Source organism: Streptomyces sp. NPDC048462, from assembly GCF_043200175.1.
Lineage (GTDB): Bacteria > Actinomycetota > Actinomycetes > Streptomycetales > Streptomycetaceae > Streptomyces.
In genome coordinates, this window is sequence record NZ_JBICXG010000006.1 from 271,874 (window position 1) to 288,836 (window position 16,963).

General features: G+C 72.3%; 13 protein-coding genes. 3 read left to right on the plus strand and 10 right to left on the minus strand.

The features are described from left to right. Nucleotides 1-447 precede the first annotated feature (447 nt). Together ACGFU6_RS14100 and ACGFU6_RS14105 are read right to left on the minus strand one after the other, a co-directional pair. Complete coding sequence (locus ACGFU6_RS14100; protein WP_393610711.1) at nt 448-1,122, minus strand: DUF3017 domain-containing protein; 675 nt, start codon at nt 1,120-1,122, stop codon at nt 448-450. 20 nt (nt 1,123-1,142) lie between these two features. Continuing rightward, nucleotides 1,143-2,009: a bifunctional methylenetetrahydrofolate dehydrogenase/methenyltetrahydrofolate cyclohydrolase gene (locus ACGFU6_RS14105; RefSeq protein ID WP_393610712.1), complete on the minus strand. Its 867-nt coding sequence runs from the start codon at nt 2,007-2,009 to the stop codon at nt 1,143-1,145. A 235-nt stretch (nt 2,010-2,244) separates the two neighbouring features. Here ACGFU6_RS14105 and ACGFU6_RS14110 point away from each other — a divergent pair, with 235 nt between their 5' ends. Continuing rightward, a complete protein-coding gene (locus ACGFU6_RS14110) occupies nt 2,245-2,853 on the plus strand; it encodes a hypothetical protein (RefSeq protein WP_393610714.1) in 609 nt (202 codons plus the stop codon). A 101-nt stretch (nt 2,854-2,954) separates the two neighbouring features. Here ACGFU6_RS14110 and purH read toward each other — a convergent pair whose 3' ends face one another. Both purH and purN read right to left on the minus strand, forming a co-directional pair. Further along, the gene (gene purH, locus ACGFU6_RS14115) at nt 2,955-4,508 is read right to left on the minus strand and encodes a bifunctional phosphoribosylaminoimidazolecarboxamide formyltransferase/IMP cyclohydrolase (protein ID WP_393610716.1); all 1,554 of its coding nucleotides are present in this window, start codon (nt 4,506-4,508) and stop codon (nt 2,955-2,957) included. Beyond that, a complete protein-coding gene (purN, locus tag ACGFU6_RS14120) occupies nt 4,495-5,151 on the minus strand; it encodes a phosphoribosylglycinamide formyltransferase (protein ID WP_393610717.1) in 657 nt (218 codons plus the stop codon). Before purN ends, purH begins: the two co-directional genes overlap by 14 nt. A 387-nt stretch (nt 5,152-5,538) precedes the next feature. Between purN and ACGFU6_RS14125 the strand changes: the two genes are divergently transcribed. Further along, nucleotides 5,539-6,513, plus strand: coding sequence for a hypothetical protein (locus tag ACGFU6_RS14125; protein ID WP_393610719.1), 975 nt, complete (start codon nt 5,539-5,541; stop codon nt 6,511-6,513). A gap of 8 nt (nt 6,514-6,521) precedes the next feature. Here the strand turns inward: ACGFU6_RS14125 and ACGFU6_RS14130 are convergent, their stop codons facing one another. Next, nucleotides 6,522-8,099, minus strand: coding sequence for a DUF6350 family protein (locus tag ACGFU6_RS14130; protein ID WP_393610815.1), 1,578 nt, complete (start codon nt 8,097-8,099; stop codon nt 6,522-6,524). Nucleotides 8,100-8,224: 125 nt separating this feature from the next. Between ACGFU6_RS14130 and ACGFU6_RS14135 the strand changes: the two genes are divergently transcribed. Beyond that, nucleotides 8,225-9,577 carry a helix-turn-helix domain-containing protein gene (locus ACGFU6_RS14135; RefSeq protein WP_393610721.1) on the plus strand — a complete coding sequence of 451 codons (1,353 nt, stop codon included), beginning with the start codon at nt 8,225-8,227 and terminating at the stop codon, nt 9,575-9,577. A gap of 111 nt (nt 9,578-9,688) precedes the next feature. On the opposite strand, the gene sucD is transcribed toward ACGFU6_RS14135, so the two are convergent. The 5 genes from sucD to ACGFU6_RS14160 all read right to left on the minus strand — a co-directional run bounded on the left by sucD (nt 9,689) and on the right by ACGFU6_RS14160 (nt 16,849). Further along, nucleotides 9,689-10,573: a succinate--CoA ligase subunit alpha gene (gene sucD, locus ACGFU6_RS14140; protein WP_393610723.1), complete on the minus strand. Its 885-nt coding sequence runs from the start codon at nt 10,571-10,573 to the stop codon at nt 9,689-9,691. Between the two features lie 21 nt (nt 10,574-10,594). Beyond that, nucleotides 10,595-11,776 (minus strand): ADP-forming succinate--CoA ligase subunit beta, encoded by a 1,182-nt coding sequence (sucC, locus tag ACGFU6_RS14145; RefSeq protein WP_393610725.1) that lies wholly within the window; start codon nt 11,774-11,776, stop codon nt 10,595-10,597. Between the two features lie 269 nt (nt 11,777-12,045). Then, nucleotides 12,046-13,350, minus strand: coding sequence for a vWA domain-containing protein (locus ACGFU6_RS14150; RefSeq protein ID WP_393610727.1), 1,305 nt, complete (start codon nt 13,348-13,350; stop codon nt 12,046-12,048). After that, the gene (locus ACGFU6_RS14155; RefSeq protein WP_393610729.1) at nt 13,347-15,740 is read right to left on the minus strand and encodes a DUF5682 family protein; all 2,394 of its coding nucleotides are present in this window, start codon (nt 15,738-15,740) and stop codon (nt 13,347-13,349) included. The genes ACGFU6_RS14150 and ACGFU6_RS14155 overlap by 4 nt, the downstream gene beginning before the upstream one ends. Further along, nucleotides 15,737-16,849 carry an AAA family ATPase gene (locus tag ACGFU6_RS14160; protein ID WP_393610731.1) on the minus strand — a complete coding sequence of 371 codons (1,113 nt, stop codon included), beginning with the start codon at nt 16,847-16,849 and terminating at the stop codon, nt 15,737-15,739. Before ACGFU6_RS14160 ends, ACGFU6_RS14155 begins: the two co-directional genes overlap by 4 nt. Between the last annotated feature and the right edge of the window lie 114 nt (nt 16,850-16,963).

Below are 16,963 nucleotides of genomic sequence, written 5' to 3' on the forward strand. Positions count from 1 at the left end.
CCCGGCTTCCGCCGGCCTTGGACGCGCCCTGCGCATCGCACGCCGCTCCCCCTCGTCCGGAACCGGTGGTCTTCCGCTCCGGACTACCCAGGGAGATGCGCGAACGCAGACTGCCAGTTCCAGGAGAGGTGGCGCACGGTTGCACTCGTACGTCCGGCACGCACCCTCGCGCGCCCCTGCCTCGCCGGCCCACCGGCCGTCCGTCGACTGGCCTCCGGGCCAGTCTGCCATCGTTGCCTGACGATCACACCGTGGCGGAATGGTCACTTCCGTGCCACAGGCCACAGTCATCCCTTGAACAGACCTCCTCCAGCCACAAGGCTGGAGTCAGGACGGGGCAAGGCCGCTCAACTCGCCGCATTCCGGAGCTTTTCGCTCCGGCGCGCCCCGCCCTCCGGTGTCCGTCCCTCCTCGGGGGAGGGGACGGGCACCGGTGAGCGGCACGGTTCAGCGGATCGTGAAGTGGACCGCGTTCTCCAGGAACGGGACGTCCAGCCACGGCTTGGGCTGGGCCATCAGCGAGAGCATCACGATGAGGACGCCCAGCAGTCCGTACGTCACCAGGTCCGTGAAGCGGGAACGCACCGCGAGCATGCCCACCGAGGGGATCACGATGCGGAGCACCGCGCCCCCGACGAGGGCGACACCGATCAGTATCGTGCCGATCCGGAAGGCCTCGTCGAACGGGTCGGTGGCCACGACCAGCAGGCCGACCGCGGCCGTGCAGAGCACCGCGAGCAACGGCCACTGACGGGCGGGCGCCGGGGCGTCCCCGCCCGCCGCCCGGCCGCCGCCCTCGGGACGCGCGGTGTCCGTGGTGAGCGACGCCGCCTCGCGCGAACGGCCCGTCGTGGACCCCTCGGCGGGAGCGGGTGCCAGGTGGCTGCCGGTGCGGCCGTCCGCGACGTCGCCGGCGGTCTCGTCAGCGGCCCGGTCCCCGGCGCCACCCTGTGCCGCTACGGCTTCCGCGTCCACATCCGCCTTCGCTTCCGCATCCACGTCCGCTGCTGCTTCCGCTTCCGCTGCTGCTGCTTCCGCTTCGTCGCCCGTCACGGCCTCGGCCCGCTCGGCGGCCGGCCCGTCCGCTGCGGCGCGGTCGGCCGGACTCGTACCAGCACCCATGGAGTTCCTTCCGGTCCGGATCAGCCTGCGGCCGGGGCGGAGTCGCGCTCGGCCGCCTCGACCACGTTGACGAGCAGCTGGGCGCGGGTCATCGGGCCGACGCCGCCCGGGTTGGGGGAGATCCACGCGGCGACCTCGGCCACGCCCGGGTGGACGTCACCGACGATCTTGCCGTTCTCGTCCCGGCTGACGCCGACGTCGAGCACGGCCGCGCCAGGCTTCACGTCCTCGGGCTTGATGATGTGCGGCACACCGGCGGCCGCGACGATGATGTCGGCCTGGCGCAGCTGGGCGGAGAGGTCACGCGTACCGGTGTGGCACTGCGTCACCGTGGCGTTCTCCGACTTGCGGGTCAGCAGCAGCGGAATCGACCGGCCGATGGTGACACCGCGTCCGACGACCACGACGTGCGCGCCGTTGATCTCCACACCGTGGTGGCGGAGCAACTGCACGACGCCCTGCGGGGTGCAGGGCAGCGGGCCCTTCTCGTTGAGCACGAGCCGGCCGAGGTTCATCGGGTGCAGACCGTCGGCGTCCTTGGCCGGATCCATCAGCTCCAGGACCCGGTTGGTGTCGATCCCCTTGGGAAGCGGCAGCTGCACGATGTATCCCGTGCACTCGGGGTCGGCGTTGAGCTCCCGTACGACGTCCTCGATCTCGTCCTGGGTGGCGGTGTCGGGGAGTTCGCGCTGGATGGAGCCGATGCCGACCTGCGCGCAGTCGCGGTGCTTGCCGGCCACGTACCACTTGCTGCCCGGGTCGTCACCCACCAGGAGGGTTCCCAGGCCGGGGGTGATGCCCCGCGCCTTGAGGGCCGCCACGCGGACGGTGAGATCGGACTTGATCGCGGCTGCGGTGGCCTTGCCATCGAGAATCTGGGCAGTCATGTGCACATACTCGCGGATGCCCCGCCCTCGTACCAATTCTGCGTGCGGGGCATGACCGGCTGATTGCACTTGCACAACACATAGGGCAACCGACTGGACAAAAAGACGATGTCACGACGACGATGAGCCGCGCAGAACGCGGACAGTGTCGGGGGGACAGACCGTTCTTATTGCGCAGCATTCCTCCGCCCGGACCGCATCGTCCCCGCATATTTCACAACGGAGGAATCTCGCCATGAGCAACGGCGACCCGAACAACCCCTACGGCCAGCCGCAGCCGGGCGGGCAGCCGGGATACGGCTATCCGCAGCAGACCCCGCAGGACGTGCCGCAGCAGGGCTACGGCTACCCCAGCGCCCCGCCGGTCAACCCGCAGTTCGGTGGCGGTTACGGCGGCGGCTACGGCGCCATGACGGAGATGCCTGGTGGTGTGAAGGCCGCCCGCGTCATGCTCTTCGTGATCGCGGGCCTGCAGTTGATCGGCATGATCCTTATCGCGCTCAGCGCGTTCGCCGTCAGCGCCGCGAAGAACGACGAGACACTGAAGGACGACGTCGACTTCCAGCAGCTCGCCGACTACTCCTCCGGCGTCCTGTGGGGCATCGCGGTATTTGCCCTGCTCTGGGGCGCGCTCGCCGTGTACCTGGCCGTGAAGTTCGGCAAGGGCGGCAACGGGATTCGCATCACCGCGATCGTCTTCGGGTCCATCACGGCGGTGCTGGGGCTCTACCCCTTCGTCATCGTCGGTCTGATCCACACGGTTCTCTCCGTGCTGGTCATCGTCTTCGTCGCGAAGTCCGACGGCGGCGCCTGGTTCAACCGCCAGCAGCAGCCCCAGTACTGAGCGCTCAGCACTGGCCGCTCAGCATGCGGCACACTCACGAACAGGCCGAAGGCCGTGCTCCCCTCGTTCCGGGGCGCACGGCCTTCGGCCTGTTCAGCGGCTCAGTGAAAGAAGTGCCGGGTGCCCGTGAAGTACATCGTCACGCCCGCCTTCTTCGCGGCCTCGACCACCAGCTCGTCACGGACCGAACCGCCCGGCTGGGCCACGGCCTTGACGCCCGCGGCGGTCAGGATCTCCAGCCCGTCGGGGAAGGGGAAGAAGGCGTCGGAGGCCGCGTACGCGCCCCGTGCCCGCTCCTCGCCCGCACGCTCGACGGCCAGCTTCGCGGAGTCGACACGGTTGACCTGGCCCATGCCGACGCCGACCGAGGCGCCGTCCTTGGCGAGCAGGATCGCGTTGGACTTGACCGCGCGGCACGCCTTCCAGGCGAAGGCCAGCTCTCGCAGCTCGTCGGCGGAGAGCGCCTCGCCGGTGGCCAGCGTCCAGTTGGCCGGGTCGTCACCGTCGGCCTGGAGGCGGTCGGTGACCTGGAGCAGCGCGCCGCCGTCGATCGGCTTGACCTCGACCTCGGCGGACGGGGCCTCGGGGCAGCGCAGCACCCGGATGTTCTTCTTGCGGGCGAGCACCTCGACGGCGCCGTCCTCGTACGCCGGGGCGACGATGACCTCGGTGAAGATCTCCGCGACCTGCTCGGCCATGGCGACGGTCACCGGGCGGTTGACGGCGATGACGCCACCGAACGCCGACAGCGGGTCACAGGCATGCGCGTTGCGGTGCGCCGTCGCGACGTCGTCGGCGATCGCGATGCCGCACGGGTTAGCGTGCTTGATGATCGCGACGCACGGCTCGGTGTGGTCGTACGCGGCCCGGCGCGCGGCGTCGGTGTCCGTGAAGTTGTTGTACGACATTTCCTTGCCGTGCAGCTGCTCCGCCTCGGCGAGGCCTCCCTCGCCGGAGGTGTAGAGCGCGGCGGGCTGGTGCGGGTTCTCGCCGTAGCGCAGGACGTTCTTGCGCTCGTAGGTCGCACCCGTGAAGTCGGGGAAGCCCGAGTCGTCGGCGGCGGCGTAGTCGGCGGCGAACCAGGAGGCGACGGCCACGTCGTACGCGGCGGTGTGCTGGAAGGCCTCGGCGGCGAGCCGCTTGCGGGCGGTCAGGTCGAAGCCGCCCGCCTTGACGGCGGCCAGCACGTCCGCGTAGCGCCCGGGGCTGGTGACGACGGCCACCGACGGGTGGTTCTTGGCGGCGGCACGGACCATCGACGGGCCGCCGATGTCGATCTGCTCCACGCACTCGTCGGCCGAGGCGCCGGAGGCGACGGTCTCCTTGAACGGGTAGAGGTTGACGACCACCAGGTCGAACGGCTCCACGCCCAGCTCGGCGAGCTGCTCGCGGTGGGTGTCCAGACGCAGGTCGGCCAGGATGCCCGCGTGGACGCGTGGGTGCAGCGTCTTGACGCGGCCGTCGAGGCACTCGGGGAAGCCGGTGAGCTCCTCGACCTTGGTGACGGGCACTCCGGCGGCCGCGATCTTCCCGGCGGTGGAACCGGTGGAGACCAGCTCGACACCGGCCTCGTGCAGACCGCGGGCGAGGTCTTCGAGCCCCGTCTTGTCGTAGACGCTGACCAGGGCGCGGCGGATGGGCTTATTCACCGACATGATCGAGATGAACCTTTCGTCCCTCAATGCGATAGCCGTCACGGGCGAGCCGCCCCACGGCCTCGACGAGCAGCTTGCGCTCGACTTCCTTGATGCGTTCATGGAGGGCCGCTTCGCCCTCCGGGGTGTCCTCTTCGGCCACCTCGACCACGCCCTGCGCGATGATCGGACCGGTGTCGACGCCGTCGTCGACGAAGTGGACGGTGCACCCGGTGACCTTCACGCCGTACGCGAGCGCGTCACGCACTCCGTGGGCACCGGGAAAGCTGGGGAGCAGGGCGGGGTGGGTGTTGATGATCCGGCCACCGAACCCGGCGAGGAACTCCTTGCCGACGATCTTCATGAACCCTGCGGAGACGACGAGGTCCGGGCGGTGCGCGGCGGTGGCGGCGGCGAGCGCGGCATCCCACTCCGCGCGCGTCGTGTGGTCCTTGACCCGGCACACGAACGTGGGGATTCCGGCTCGTTCGGCCCGCTCGAGACCGGCGATTGAGTCACGGTCCGCGCCGACCGCCACGACCTGTGCGCCGTACCCCTCGGGGTCGTCGCCGATCGCGTCGAGCAGGGCTTGGAGGTTCGTACCGGAGCCGGAGACCAGCACGACCAGTCGGGCCGGGGCGGCGGAGGAGAGCGGGGAGGCCACGGCTGGGCCCTTTCTCGCGTATGGAGCAGTTCGAAGCGGCCGCTTCGGCTGCCGTATCGCCCGCCTCGTTGCGGGCGCAGCGGCACGGCGACACGACGGCCATGCTGTTTGTACGGTCGTACGAAAGAATCACGCTCCCCGATACGGGGAACTCTACGAACGAGCCGACCGTCAGCAACGATACCGGCACCTTGCGAGGCCCTTGCGTGACGGGGGTGAGGGACCGGTGGCGCTCCGGCAGGTGCCGGGAGCGGGCGCGACCGGCGGCAGCTCTCGGCCACCGCGCGTACACGCCCAGCTTTCGGCCCCTCCTCGCCGGGAGGTAGCGTCAGGGACAGCGAACCGTCCGCAGGGCGGCAATGACGAGATGGGGAAGACGTTCACCATATGCCGGACCGACGCCGCCGCACCGCCTTCCGCCACCCGCTGCCCGAGCCGAGCTCACTGCTGATGCGGGAGCGCCAGTCCCCCACGCCGGGCTCCTCCTCTTCTTCCTCCTCTTCTTCCTCTCCCTCTTCTCCCTCTTCCTCGTCCTCTTCGCCGTCGGGTTCCTCCGGGTCCGGCCCGCAGGACGACAATCCCTTCGCGCCGCCGCCGGAGGACCGTCCGGACCAGCCGTGGCAGCCGCGCCACCCGGTCAACGGCGGGAACAACGGAAACGACGGGGACGGCGCGGACGGCGGCGACGCCCCCGAGGGCGGCTCGCCGGACGACCGGCCCGTCTGGGGCAGCCAGTGGAGCAGCCACCAGCCGGGCCGCCAGAGCGGCGGCTTCGGCGGACAGCCCGCCGGACCCACCGGGCCGAACGGGCAGGGCGGCGGCCGGGGCGGCCCCGAGGGCAAGCCCGGCGGGATGCGCTGGGATCCGACCGACCCGTTGCAGCGCCGGGCGCGCTACTCCCTGCTCGCCGGCATGTGGGCCTTCTTCTTCGCGATCTTCGATCTCCCGGAGATCGCCCTGTTGCTGGGCGCTCTCGCGACCTACTGGTCGATCAGCGCGCTGCGCGCCAAGCCGAAGGACCCCTCGACGGCCGGCGAGAAGCCCGCCGGGCCGGGCGAGGCCCACGCTCCTGGATCCGCTGCCGCGCCCCAGGCTCCGGTATCCGCTCCCGCACCCACCGCACCGGGCGCACCGGGCGCCAACGTCGTGCAGCGCGGCAGCCGGCAGCAGACCACGGCCGCGGTCAGCGGTCTGGTGACGGCGCTGATCGCTCTGGCGATCGTCGCGACGTCGTTCACGGTGCAGCTGGTCTACCGGGACTACTACACCTGCGTGAACGACGCCCTCACCAAGTCGGGCCAGGTGTCCTGCAACGACCTGCTGCCGAAGCCGCTGGAACCCCTCTTCGGCGTCAAGAAGTAGCGGCCGGGTCAGGAAGCGGCGTCCGGCGGGCGGACCGGTCCGGCCTCGGCCGGCCGGTCCGCCCGTTCGTCTGCCGCCCTCGCGTGCCAGGGATCGGTCGGCAGGAAGTCGTACAGCTCGTCGTCCCCGTCGTCCTCGGCATCGTCCGCGTCGCCGGCATCGTCGCCGCCCGCTCCGGGCAGCGATACGGGCACGAGCGCGGGCGCGGGTGCGGACGCAGCTGCGGGCGCGGACACGGCTTCCTTCTTCCCGGTCGCTGCGGCCCGTTGCGCCCCTCCCGTGTCCCCGGCCCCTTCCGTCTCGGTCGCCGGCTTTTCGGGGGCGGTGCCTCCACGCAGCCGCCAGGCCCGCAGCAGCAGCGCCAGCGGAACGCCCAGCGCGGCCGTCCACGCCAGGGCCGCCGCCCCGGTGAGCCACCATACGGGGCCGAACTCCGCCAGCGCCCGGGTCCCGAGCGGTCCTCCGGCCGCCGCCGCGAGGAGCGCGGCGCCGATCCCGCATCCCAGCGCCCCCAGCGCGGCGGTGAGCGCGGTCTCCCGCAGGCTCCACGCCTCCTCGCGCGCACCGTGGGCGGGGGCCGCCCGCCGCACGGTGAACCAGGCGACAGTGACCGCCGCGGCGACCGGGACCGCCGCGGTCGCCCAGTTCAGCGGCGCCCCCGCACCCTCGGCCGGCATCGCGGCCAGCAGCGGGAAGTCCGGCACCGCCGCGCGGCCGGTGAACCCGAGCGGGGTGACCGTGGCCGCCGTACCGAGCGCGAACCCCGGCCCCAGCCCGTACGCCGCGCCCCACAACGCCGCGTTCGGCACCAGCAGCAGTGCCAGGAACAGCACCGCGAACCGCCCGCCCCAGTCGCCGGAGAGCCGCAGGAACGAGTCCTGGACCGGGTCCGCGTGCCACACCAGTGCCGCCGCGACCACCAGCGCGCCCCCGCCCAGCAGGACCATCACCCCGGCCGCCGCGGACCGGCCCACCACCTCCGCCCGCCGGACGAACAGGGAGCGCGCCATCGCCTCGTGCAGCCGCACCGGTGCCCACGACGGGGGCGGCCCGAGCGGGCGCCCGGAGGCCGTCCACACCCCGGCCGCCGCCGCGCCCGCCACCACGAGGAGCGACGGGAACAGCAGGGAGAGCGGCTCGGCGGACAGCGCACCGCCTCGTGCGTAGAGCGCGACCGGCGCCCCGACCAGCAGGTATCCGGCCGTCACCAGGGCGAACGCAGCGGCGGGCGAGGGGGCTCCGCGCCCCTCGTCGGGCTCCAGCGCATCCCTGACCGCGCGGTGCACCAGCCAGACCGGCAGCGCGGCGAGCAGGAGGGGGACGACGCCGACGGGGGCCGGGGTGCCGGTCAACGTGTCGGTTCTGATCAGTTCGGCGCCATGGGCGAGCAGCCAGAGGCCGGCCGCCGTGTGGACGGCCTCGCCGGGACCGCTGTCGGAGGCGGGCGAGCTGATCCACAGCACCATGACGAGCACCGCGACGGAGCCCAGCCCGAGCCCTGCGGCGAGCACTCCGCGCAGCAGCGCCGAGGCCAGTACGGCGGGCCGTCCCTGCTCTGCCGACAACGAGGGGCTGAGTTCGGTCACTTGGGTCACACCGCAATGCTCCCAACGACACGCGCTTAATCCATGTAACGGGCGAATGACCGCTGTGTCGCTCAATATACGTTTATGTACTTTTTCACCCAGTGCAGGCCGGGCGGGGAGCCCTCATGACACAGAGCACGACCGGCACGGCAGCCGCCCAACCGCTTCCCTCACCCAAGGAGCGTCGCAGGCTGCGGGAGGCGAAGTCACTGAGCGAGGAGCAGGTCGCGGCGGCCGTGGGGGTCACCCGGGCCACGGTCAGGGCCTGGGAGACGGGCCGTACCAGTCCGCGCGGGCGCAAGCGCGAGGCATACGCCCGGCTCATCGGGACGGCCGACGCGACGTCCACGCCGCCCGCCGAGGCCGTCGGCGCCGTCGAGGCCGTGGACGCCGTGGACGCCGTGGATGCCGTGGATGCCGTGGATGCCGTCGAGCCGGATACCTCGGACAAGTGGTCGAAGGATGCCTCCGGAGACGCCCCGGGACCGGCGGACCGCCCTTCGGTGGACCGCCCGTCGGCGCCCGCCTCGGTCACGAAGCCGGCCGACACCCCGGCACCGCCCCCGGTGCTGCCCCCGGCGCCCTCTCCGGCCCCGGCCGGGACGCCCGCCGAGTCCCCCGCCGAACCGCCCACCGAGCCGTCCGCCGAGGCGCCTGCGGAGGCGCCTGCGGAGGCGTTCGACGCCCTGTACCGGCACACCGCCGCCGCACTGTTCCGCCAGACCTACCTGTTGACCGGGCGCCGGAGCCTGTCCCGCGAGGCCGTCGGCAAGGCCTTCGACCTCGCCTGGCAGCGCTGGCCGGAGGTCGCCGTGGACCGCGACCCGGCGGGCTGGGTCCGGGCGGCCGCCTACGAACACGCGATGTCGCCGTGGCGCCGGCTGCGCCCCGAACACCGCCGCGCCGATCCGCCGCCCGAGGCGCCCGGCCCGCGTGCGCTGCTCGACGCGCTGCTGTCCCTGCCGCCCGCGTACCGTCGCACGCTGCTGCTCCACGACGGCGTCGGCCTGGGGCTGCCCGAGACCGCGGCGGAGACGGAGGCGAGCACTCCGGCAGCGGCGGGGCGGCTGATGACCGCTCGGGCGGCCGTCGCCGAGCGGCTGCCCGAGCTCGCGACGCCGACGGAACCGGCCGAGCAGGTGGCGCTCCTGCACGAGCGCCTCGGCGCACTCGCCCTCGCCCAGCCCGCGACCTCACTGCCGGTCCCGGAGCTGATCCGGACGGGCAGCGAGCGCAAGGCGCAGCTCTGGACGCGGGCGGCGATCGCGTTCACCGTGCTGCTGATCGGGCTGACGCTGATCACCCTGGCCACCGCGCCCAGGAAGTACGAGACGCCCCAGTCGCCCGCCCAGAAGGTCGGCGGGGTGCCCGCGCTCGGCGGGCCGCAGAAGCTCACGCCGCAGGACAAGAAGCTCCAGAAGAAGCTCGGCGCCGAGCTGGTGCACGGTCCGGCCCGGCTGGTTCCCCACGTGGGCTGAGCCCGGACGCGTACGCGAAAGACGCGGGCCCGTACCCCCGGCCGGGGGTACGGGCCCGCGTCTGTGCGCTCGGTGGCGCGATCGCTCGGTGCTGCTGCGACGCGGTGAGCGTCAGGCGCCGAGGATCTCGCGCGCCAGCTTGGCGGTCTCGGTCGGCGTCTTGCCGACCTTGACGCCGGCGGCCTCGAGGGCCTCCTTCTTCGCCTGCGCGGTGCCGGAGGAGCCGGAGACGATGGCGCCGGCGTGGCCCATGGTCTTGCCCTCGGGGGCGGTGAAGCCCGCGACGTAACCGACGACCGGCTTGGTGACGTTCTTCGCGATGAAGTCCGCCGCACGCTCCTCGGCGTCGCCGCCGATCTCGCCGATCATGACGATGAGGTCGGTCTCGGGGTCGGCCTCGAACGCCGCGAGGGCGTCGATGTGCGTCGTACCGATGACCGGGTCGCCACCGATGCCGACGGCGGACGAGAAGCCGATGTCACGGAGCTCGTACATCATCTGGTAGGTCAGCGTGCCCGACTTCGACACGAGACCGATGCGGCCGGGCTTGGTGATGTCGCCCGGGATGATGCCGGCGTTGGACTGACCGGGGGTGATCAGGCCGGGGCAGTTCGGACCGATGATCCGGGTCTTGTTGCCCTTGGCGTTGGCGTACGCCCAGAAGGCGGCCGAGTCGTGAACGGCGATGCCCTCGGTGATCACGACGGCGAGGGGGATCTCGGCGTCGATCGCCTCGACGACAGCGGCCTTCGAGAAGGCCGGCGGCACGAAGAGGACGGACACGTTCGCGCCGGTCTTCTCGATCGCTTCCTTGACGGAACCGAAGACCGGTACCTCGTTGCCGTCGATGTCGACGGAGGTGCCGGCCTTGCGCGGGTTCACGCCGCCGACGATGTTGGTGCCGTCGGCGAGCATGAGCTTGGTGTGCTTCATGCCCGTCGCGCCGGTCATCCCCTGGACGATGACCTTGCTGTCCTTGGTGAGGAAGATAGCCATGGTGGTCTGAGTCCCTCTTCCTTACTTCGCAGCCGCGGCGAGCTCGGCGGCCTTGTCGGCCGCGCCGTCCATGGTGTCCACGCGCTGAACCAGCGGGTGGTTGGCGTCGGAGAGGATCTTGCGACCCAGCTCCGCGTTGTTGCCGTCGAGGCGCACGACGAGCGGCTTGGTGACCGCCTCGCCCTTGGTCTTGAGCAGCTCGAGCGCCTGGACGATGCCGTTGGCGACCTCGTCACAGGCGGTGATGCCGCCGAAGACGTTGACGAACACGGACTTGACGTCCGGGTCGCCCAGGATGATCTCCAGGCCGTTCGCCATGACCTCTGCGGAGGCGCCGCCACCGATGTCGAGGAAGTTGGCGGGCTTCACGTTGCCGTGGTTCTCACCGGCGTACGCGACGACGTCCAGGGTCGACATGACCAGACCGGCACCGTTACCGATGATGCCGACCTCGCCGTCGAGCTTGACGTAGTTGAGGTTCTTGGCCTTGGCGGCAGCCTCGAGCGGGTTGGCTGCGGCCTTGTCCTCGAGCGCCTCGTGCTCCGGCTGGCGGAAGTCGGCATTCTCGTCGAGAGACACCTTTCCGTCCAGGGCCAGGATGCGCCCGTCCTTGGTCTTCACCAGCGGGTTGACCTCGACGAGGAGCGCGTCCTCGGCGACGAAGGTGTCCCACAGGGTCACCATGGCCTCGGCGACACCCTCGGCCACGTCGGCCGGGAACTTCGCCTGGGCCACGATCTCGCGGGCCTTCACGATGTCGACGCCGTCAACGGCGTTGACCGGGACCTTCGCGAGGGCCTCGGGGGTCTTCTCCGCGACCTCCTCGATGTCCATGCCACCCTGCACCGAGGCCATGGCCAGGAAGGTGCGGTTGGTGCGGTCCAGGAGGTACGAGACGTAGTACTCGGCCTCGATTTCCGGCGACAGCTCGGCGATCATCACCTTGTGGACCGTGTGGCCCTTGATGTCCATGCCGAGGATGTCGGTCGCACGGGCGACCGCCTCGTCGGGGTTGGCGGCCAGCTTGACGCCACCGGCCTTGCCGCGGCCGCCGACCTTCACCTGCGCCTTGACGACAGACTTGCCGCCCAGCCGCTCGGTCGCCTCGCGGGCTGCCTCAGGCGTGTCAATGACTTCACCGGCCAGCACCGGTACACCGTGCTTGGCGAAGAGGTCCCTCGCCTGGTACTCGAACAGGTCCACGCGCGTCCGTCCCTTATCAAATGGTCTCGCGGTTGGTTTTCTGCGTGGGCGTGCCGCGAGGGGCAACGTGACTGCTCTGTCACCAGGAAGGCGCACACGGTGACCGAATACGCGGCATGTCCATCTCGCAGGTTATCCCCGTGCCCCGCAGGACCCTAAATCGCAGCTGACCCCTGGGCGGTGATTACGGTCACAGACCGCCCTGGTGGCCGGGTCGCAGTGGACAAACCGGCCCCGGTACGGGGGTCCGGGGCAGCCCGTCGCGCAGGTCACGCGGGGGCCTCCCGGTCCGGCACGGGCAGCGGCCGCTTCTCGATCGCGGCCGCCATCACCTCGGGGAAGAGGTCCGGGGTGCAGGCGAAGGCCGGGGCACCCAGCGCGGCCAGCGCCGTCGCGTGGTCGCGGTCGTAGGCGGGCGCGCCCTCGTCGGAGAGCGCGAGCAGCGTCACGAACTGCACCCCGGACGCCTTCATCGCGGCGACCCGCTTCAGCATCTCGTCGCGGATGCCGCCCTCGTACAGATCGCTGATGAGTACGACGACGGTGTCCGCCGGGCGGGTGATCTGCGACTGGCAGTAGGCGAGTGCCCGGTTGATGTCGGTGCCGCCACCGAGCTGGGTGCCGAAGAGCACGTCCACCGGGTCGTCGAGCTGGTCGGTGAGGTCGACGACGGCCGTGTCGAAGACGACGAGCCTGGTCCGCAGGGCGCGCATGGAGGCGAGTACCGCGCCGAAGACCGAGGCGTACACCACGGAGGCCGCCATCGAGCCGGACTGGTCGATGCAGAGGATGACGTCCTTGCGCACGGACTGAGCCGCGCGCCCGTAGCCGATGAGCCGCTCGGGCACTACCGTGCCCGTCCTCTCCTCGCCGTCCGCCCCGGGGAGGGTCAGGTAGTTCTTGAGGTTGGCCCGGATGGTCCGGTTCCAGTCGATGTCGTGGTGGCGCGGCCGGCTGACCTTCGCGGAGCGGTCCAGGGCGCCGGCCAGTGCGGCCGCGGTCCGGGTGGTGAGCCGGCTCTCCAGCTGCTCGACGACCTTGCGCACGACGGCCCGCGCGGTCTCCTTCGTCGTCTCCGGCATGACCTTGTTGAGCGAGAGCAGTGTGCCGACGAGATGGACGTCCGCCTCGACGGCCTCCAGCATCTCCGGTTCGAGCAGGAGCGCGGAGAGGCCCAGGCGGTCGATGGCGTCGCGCTGCATGACCTGGACGACGGAGCTGGGGAAGTACGTACGGATGTCCCCGAGCCAGCGGGCCACGGAGGGCGCGGACGCGCCGAGCCCGGCCGAGCGACCGCTGCCGCCCCGCCCGCCGGGCTGTCTGCCGCCGCTCTCGTACAGCGCGGTCAGCGCGCCGTCCATCGCGGCGTCGCGGCCGGCCGGGGTGTGGCCGGTGCTCTCCGTACTGTCCGCGCCCAGCACCATCCGCCAGCGCCGCAGCCGTTCGGCGTTGTCCGCGACGTGCGCGGCGCGGACAACACCGTCCCCCTCGGTCGGCCCGTCCGTTGTCGTCGGCTCGTCCGTTGTCGTCGGCTCGTCCGTTGCGGTCGGCTCGTTCGTCCTGGTCGTCGTCATCCCGTTGCCCCCAGCGGTTCCTCGGTGTTCTCGTGTCCCTCCGCCTCCGTGCCTGACTCCGCTTCCGTGTCCGGGCCGAGCAGGAGGCGCAGCACCGGCACGACCGCGTCCGCGCGCGGCCCGTCCAGGACGGGGCCGAATCCGGGGGCCGTCGTCCCACCGGGTGCGGCGGCCGCCGCGTGGCCTCCCCCGGCGGCCGGGCCGCGCCGGACGAGCTCGCCCAGCGTGCGCCGGACGCCCGACTCGTACGCCGAGAAAGTGCGGCGCAGCAGCGGCAGCACGTCGGTGAAGGTGTCCGGGGAGACTCCGGACAGCCAGGTGTCGACGAGGGCGAGCAGCCTCTCGTCGTGGACGAGGAGCATGCCGCCGCCGGCCGCCCCGCCGACGAAGCCCTCGATCCAGGCGGCGGCGTCGGCGGGCGGTGTGCCGGGCGACAGGGCCAGGCCCATCAGCCGGGCCGCGTCGTCCTGTTCGAGGTGCCCGTCGTCGAGGAGGAGCCGGGCGGCCCGGCCGCGGATCACTCCCGCGACCGTGTCCCGGGCGGCGAGCTTGTGCAGCACCGCTCTCCACCGCTCGCGCAGCCCGTCCGCGTTGGCCGGTACGGCACCGGCGAGCAGGCCGATCGCCGTGTGGACTCCGTCCACCTGGCGGCGCAGGGCTGCCGCTCCCTCGTCGTCGAGTCCGGTGCAGGCGGGTGGCAGCCCGACGCAGATCCGCTCCGCGAGCCCTGCCGCGACCTCCCCGAGCGCGGCGGTGTCCGTGGAGCGGACGTCCCCGTAGCGCAGCGAGCGGGCCAGGGACGGCAGGGCGTCGGCGAGGTGGCCGACGTCGGTGTCGAGCGCCGCGCGGTCCGCGAGCACCCGCATGACGACGGGCAGCGCGTCGGGCAGTCCGGCCAGCAGGCACCGTTCGGCGAGCGCGGTGACGTCGGCCAGGGCGGTGGCCGACAGGGCGTCCGACTCGGCGCGGGCGGTCGCGGCGGAGAGCACGGTGGTGCCCCAGATGCCGGCCTCCGCGACGCGTACGTACAGCTCGGGCTCCCAGCACAGCCGCCAGCTCTCCCGGAAGGTGCCGGTGCTCCCCCGGCCCTCGGTGGGCTCGCCCCAGCCGACGCCGAGGATCCGCAGCCGGTGCAGCAGCCGGCCGCGGGCCGCGTCGGTGTCCTTGCGGAGGTCGAGCTCGATGTCCCGTTCGGACGCCTCCGGCTTGAGCCGCAGGGTGCGCTGACTGCGGGTGAGGTCGCGCTGGAGCGGCACGGCGGGGGCGGTGTCCGGTACCTCGCCGAGTGTGCCGCCGACGATCAGCCGGTCCCGGACGAGGGCGAGCGGTACGTCGGAGCCCTCGCACATCACGGCCCGCACGGCGTCGGTCGCCTCGCTCAGTCCGGCGAGCGGGCGGCCCCGCATGGCGGCGAGAGTCGCGGCGAGCCGGACGGCCTCGATGACATGGGCGGACGACACGAACCGGTCCTCGTCGCGCAGGAGTCCGGCGACCTTGGTCATCCAGCGTTCGACCGGGCGGTCCGGGGACGCGAAGAGGTGTGCGTACCAGCCGGGTGAATCGATACCGGCCCCGTATCCGCTGTGCCGGGCGAGCCGCCGGTGGGTCCAGGGCACCCAGGTCAGCTCGGTCTTGACCTTGGGCAGCCCCTTGAGGAGGGCCCGGTCGGCCGCGAGCGTCGCCCTCGCTCGGAGCGCGGGTACGTGCCAGGCACCGCAGACCACGGCGACGTCGTCGTCGAACTCCTTGCGCGCCGTGCGCAACTGGATCCGCATGCAGGCCTCGCGGACCGCGTCCCTGGGGTGGCCGCCGTCCCCGTACACCTCGCGCAGCGCGGTCATCGCCTCGCCGAGCGCGGCGAAGGCCGCCAGCGGGTCGGCGGGGGCGCCGTCGTGGGCGCGGTGTTCGACGACGTCCTCCCACCAGCGCTCGGGGTCGTCGTAGCCGGCGGTCTCGGCCAGCACCCCGATGGGGTCGACCGGGGCGGGCGCGGGGGCCGCTTCCCCGGAGTCCTCGGACGCCGCCCGGCGCCCCTCCTCCTCCTTTTCCGTCATGGCCAGCGAGTGCGCGGCGGGGAGGTCGATGAAGCGGACCGGGACGTCGTTCGCGAGGGCCCAGCGGATCGCGACCCATTCGGGCGAGAACCCGGCGAGCGGCCAGAACGCCGCCCGGCCGGGATCGTCCACCGCGTGGGCGAGCAGCGCGACGGGCGGCCGCATCTGCTCGTCGGCGGCGAGCGGCAGCAGCGCGTCCCCCTCGGGCGGGCCCTCGATGAGCACCGCCCTGGGGCGGGCGGCCTCCAGTGCGGCGCCGACGGCGCGGGCCGAGCCGGGGCCGTGGTGACGCACCCCCAGCAGCAGCGGCCCGGCGGGGCGCGGGGCGCCGGTCATACGGAGGCCTCTCGGCAGGCGCGGTAGAAGTCCTTCCAGCCGTCCCGCTCGCGCACCACCGTCTCCAGGTACTCCTGCCAGACCACCCGGTCGGCGGCCGGGTCCCGGACGACCGCGCCGAGGATGCCCGCGGCGACGTCCCCCGCGCGCAGCACCCCGTCACCGAAGTGGGCGGCGAGCGCCAGGCCGTTGGTGACGACGGAGATGGCCTCGGCCGTGGACAGCGTCCCCGAGGGCGACTTGAGCTTGGTACGGCCGTCCGTGGTGACGCCGTCGCGCAGCTCACGGAAGACGGTGACGACGCGGCGGATCTCCGCGAGGCCGTCGGGTGCGGGGGGCAGGTCGAGCGAGCGGCCGACCTGCTCGACGCGCCGGGAGACGATGTCGACCTCCGCCTCGGGGGTGGCCGGCAGCGGCAGGACCACCGTGTTGAACCGGCGGCGCAGCGCGCTGGACAGCTCGTTGACCCCCCGGTCGCGGTCGTTGGCCGTGGCGATGACGTTGAAACCTCGGACCGCCTGGACCTCCTGGCCCAGCTCGGGCAGCGGCAGGGTCTTCTCGGACAGGATCGTGATCAGTGAGTCCTGCACGTCGGCGGGGATGCGGGTGAGCTCCTCGATCCGCGCGGTCATGCCCTCGGACATGGCGCGCATCAGCGGGCTGGGCACCAGCGCGTCGCGGCTGGGGCCGTGCGCGAGGAGCTGCGCGTAGTTCCACCCGTAGCGGACCGCCTCCTCGGGGGTGCCCGCCGTGCCCTGGACGAGCAGGGTCGAGTCGCCGCTGACGGCGGCCGCGAGGTGTTCGGACACCCAGGTCTTGGCGGTGCCCGGCACACCGAGCAGGAGCAGTGCCCGGTCGGTGGCGAGGGTGGTGACGGCGACCTCCACCAGCCGGCGCGGGCCCACGTACTTGGGGGTGATCACGGTGCCGTCGGGCAGCACGCCGCCCAGCAGGTACGTGGCGACGGCCCAGGGCGACAGCCGCCAACGGGCGGGCCTCGGGCGGTCGTCGGCGGCCGCGAGCGCCTTCAGCTCGTCGGCGAAGGCGACCTCGGCGTGCGGGCGCAGCGCCTCGGCGCCCACGGCTGCGGTGGTTTCGGACACGGTCATGGATCCCCCTCCGGATCGGTCGTCCCGATTCGCTTCCCACCGTGCACCATGGCACTGACAATCAACGTTCCCGCAGGTCGGGGCCGTTGTCAGTGGTGCGGCCTACCGTCGTAC

What these genes read in the sequence shown, in the direction of transcription:
- ACGFU6_RS14100 (WP_393610711.1), bottom strand. Translation starts at nt 1,122, where the DNA reads ATGGGTGCTGGTACGAGTCCGGCCGACCGCGCCGCAGCGGACGGGCCG.
- ACGFU6_RS14105 (WP_393610712.1), bottom strand. Translation starts at nt 2,009, where the DNA reads ATGACTGCCCAGATTCTCGATGGCAAGGCCACCGCAGCCGCGATCAAG.
- ACGFU6_RS14110 (WP_393610714.1), top strand. Translation starts at nt 2,245, where the DNA reads ATGAGCAACGGCGACCCGAACAACCCCTACGGCCAGCCGCAGCCGGGC.
- purH (WP_393610716.1), bottom strand. Translation starts at nt 4,508, where the DNA reads ATGTCGGTGAATAAGCCCATCCGCCGCGCCCTGGTCAGCGTCTACGAC.
- ACGFU6_RS14125 (WP_393610719.1), top strand. Translation starts at nt 5,539, where the DNA reads ATGCCGGACCGACGCCGCCGCACCGCCTTCCGCCACCCGCTGCCCGAG.
- ACGFU6_RS14135 (WP_393610721.1), top strand. Translation starts at nt 8,225, where the DNA reads ATGACACAGAGCACGACCGGCACGGCAGCCGCCCAACCGCTTCCCTCA.
- sucD (WP_393610723.1), bottom strand. Translation starts at nt 10,573, where the DNA reads ATGGCTATCTTCCTCACCAAGGACAGCAAGGTCATCGTCCAGGGGATG.
- ACGFU6_RS14150 (WP_393610727.1), bottom strand. Translation starts at nt 13,350, where the DNA reads ATGACGACGACCAGGACGAACGAGCCGACCGCAACGGACGAGCCGACG.
- ACGFU6_RS14155 (WP_393610729.1), bottom strand. Translation starts at nt 15,740, where the DNA reads ATGACCGGCGCCCCGCGCCCCGCCGGGCCGCTGCTGCTGGGGGTGCGT.
- ACGFU6_RS14160 (WP_393610731.1), bottom strand. Translation starts at nt 16,849, where the DNA reads ATGACCGTGTCCGAAACCACCGCAGCCGTGGGCGCCGAGGCGCTGCGC.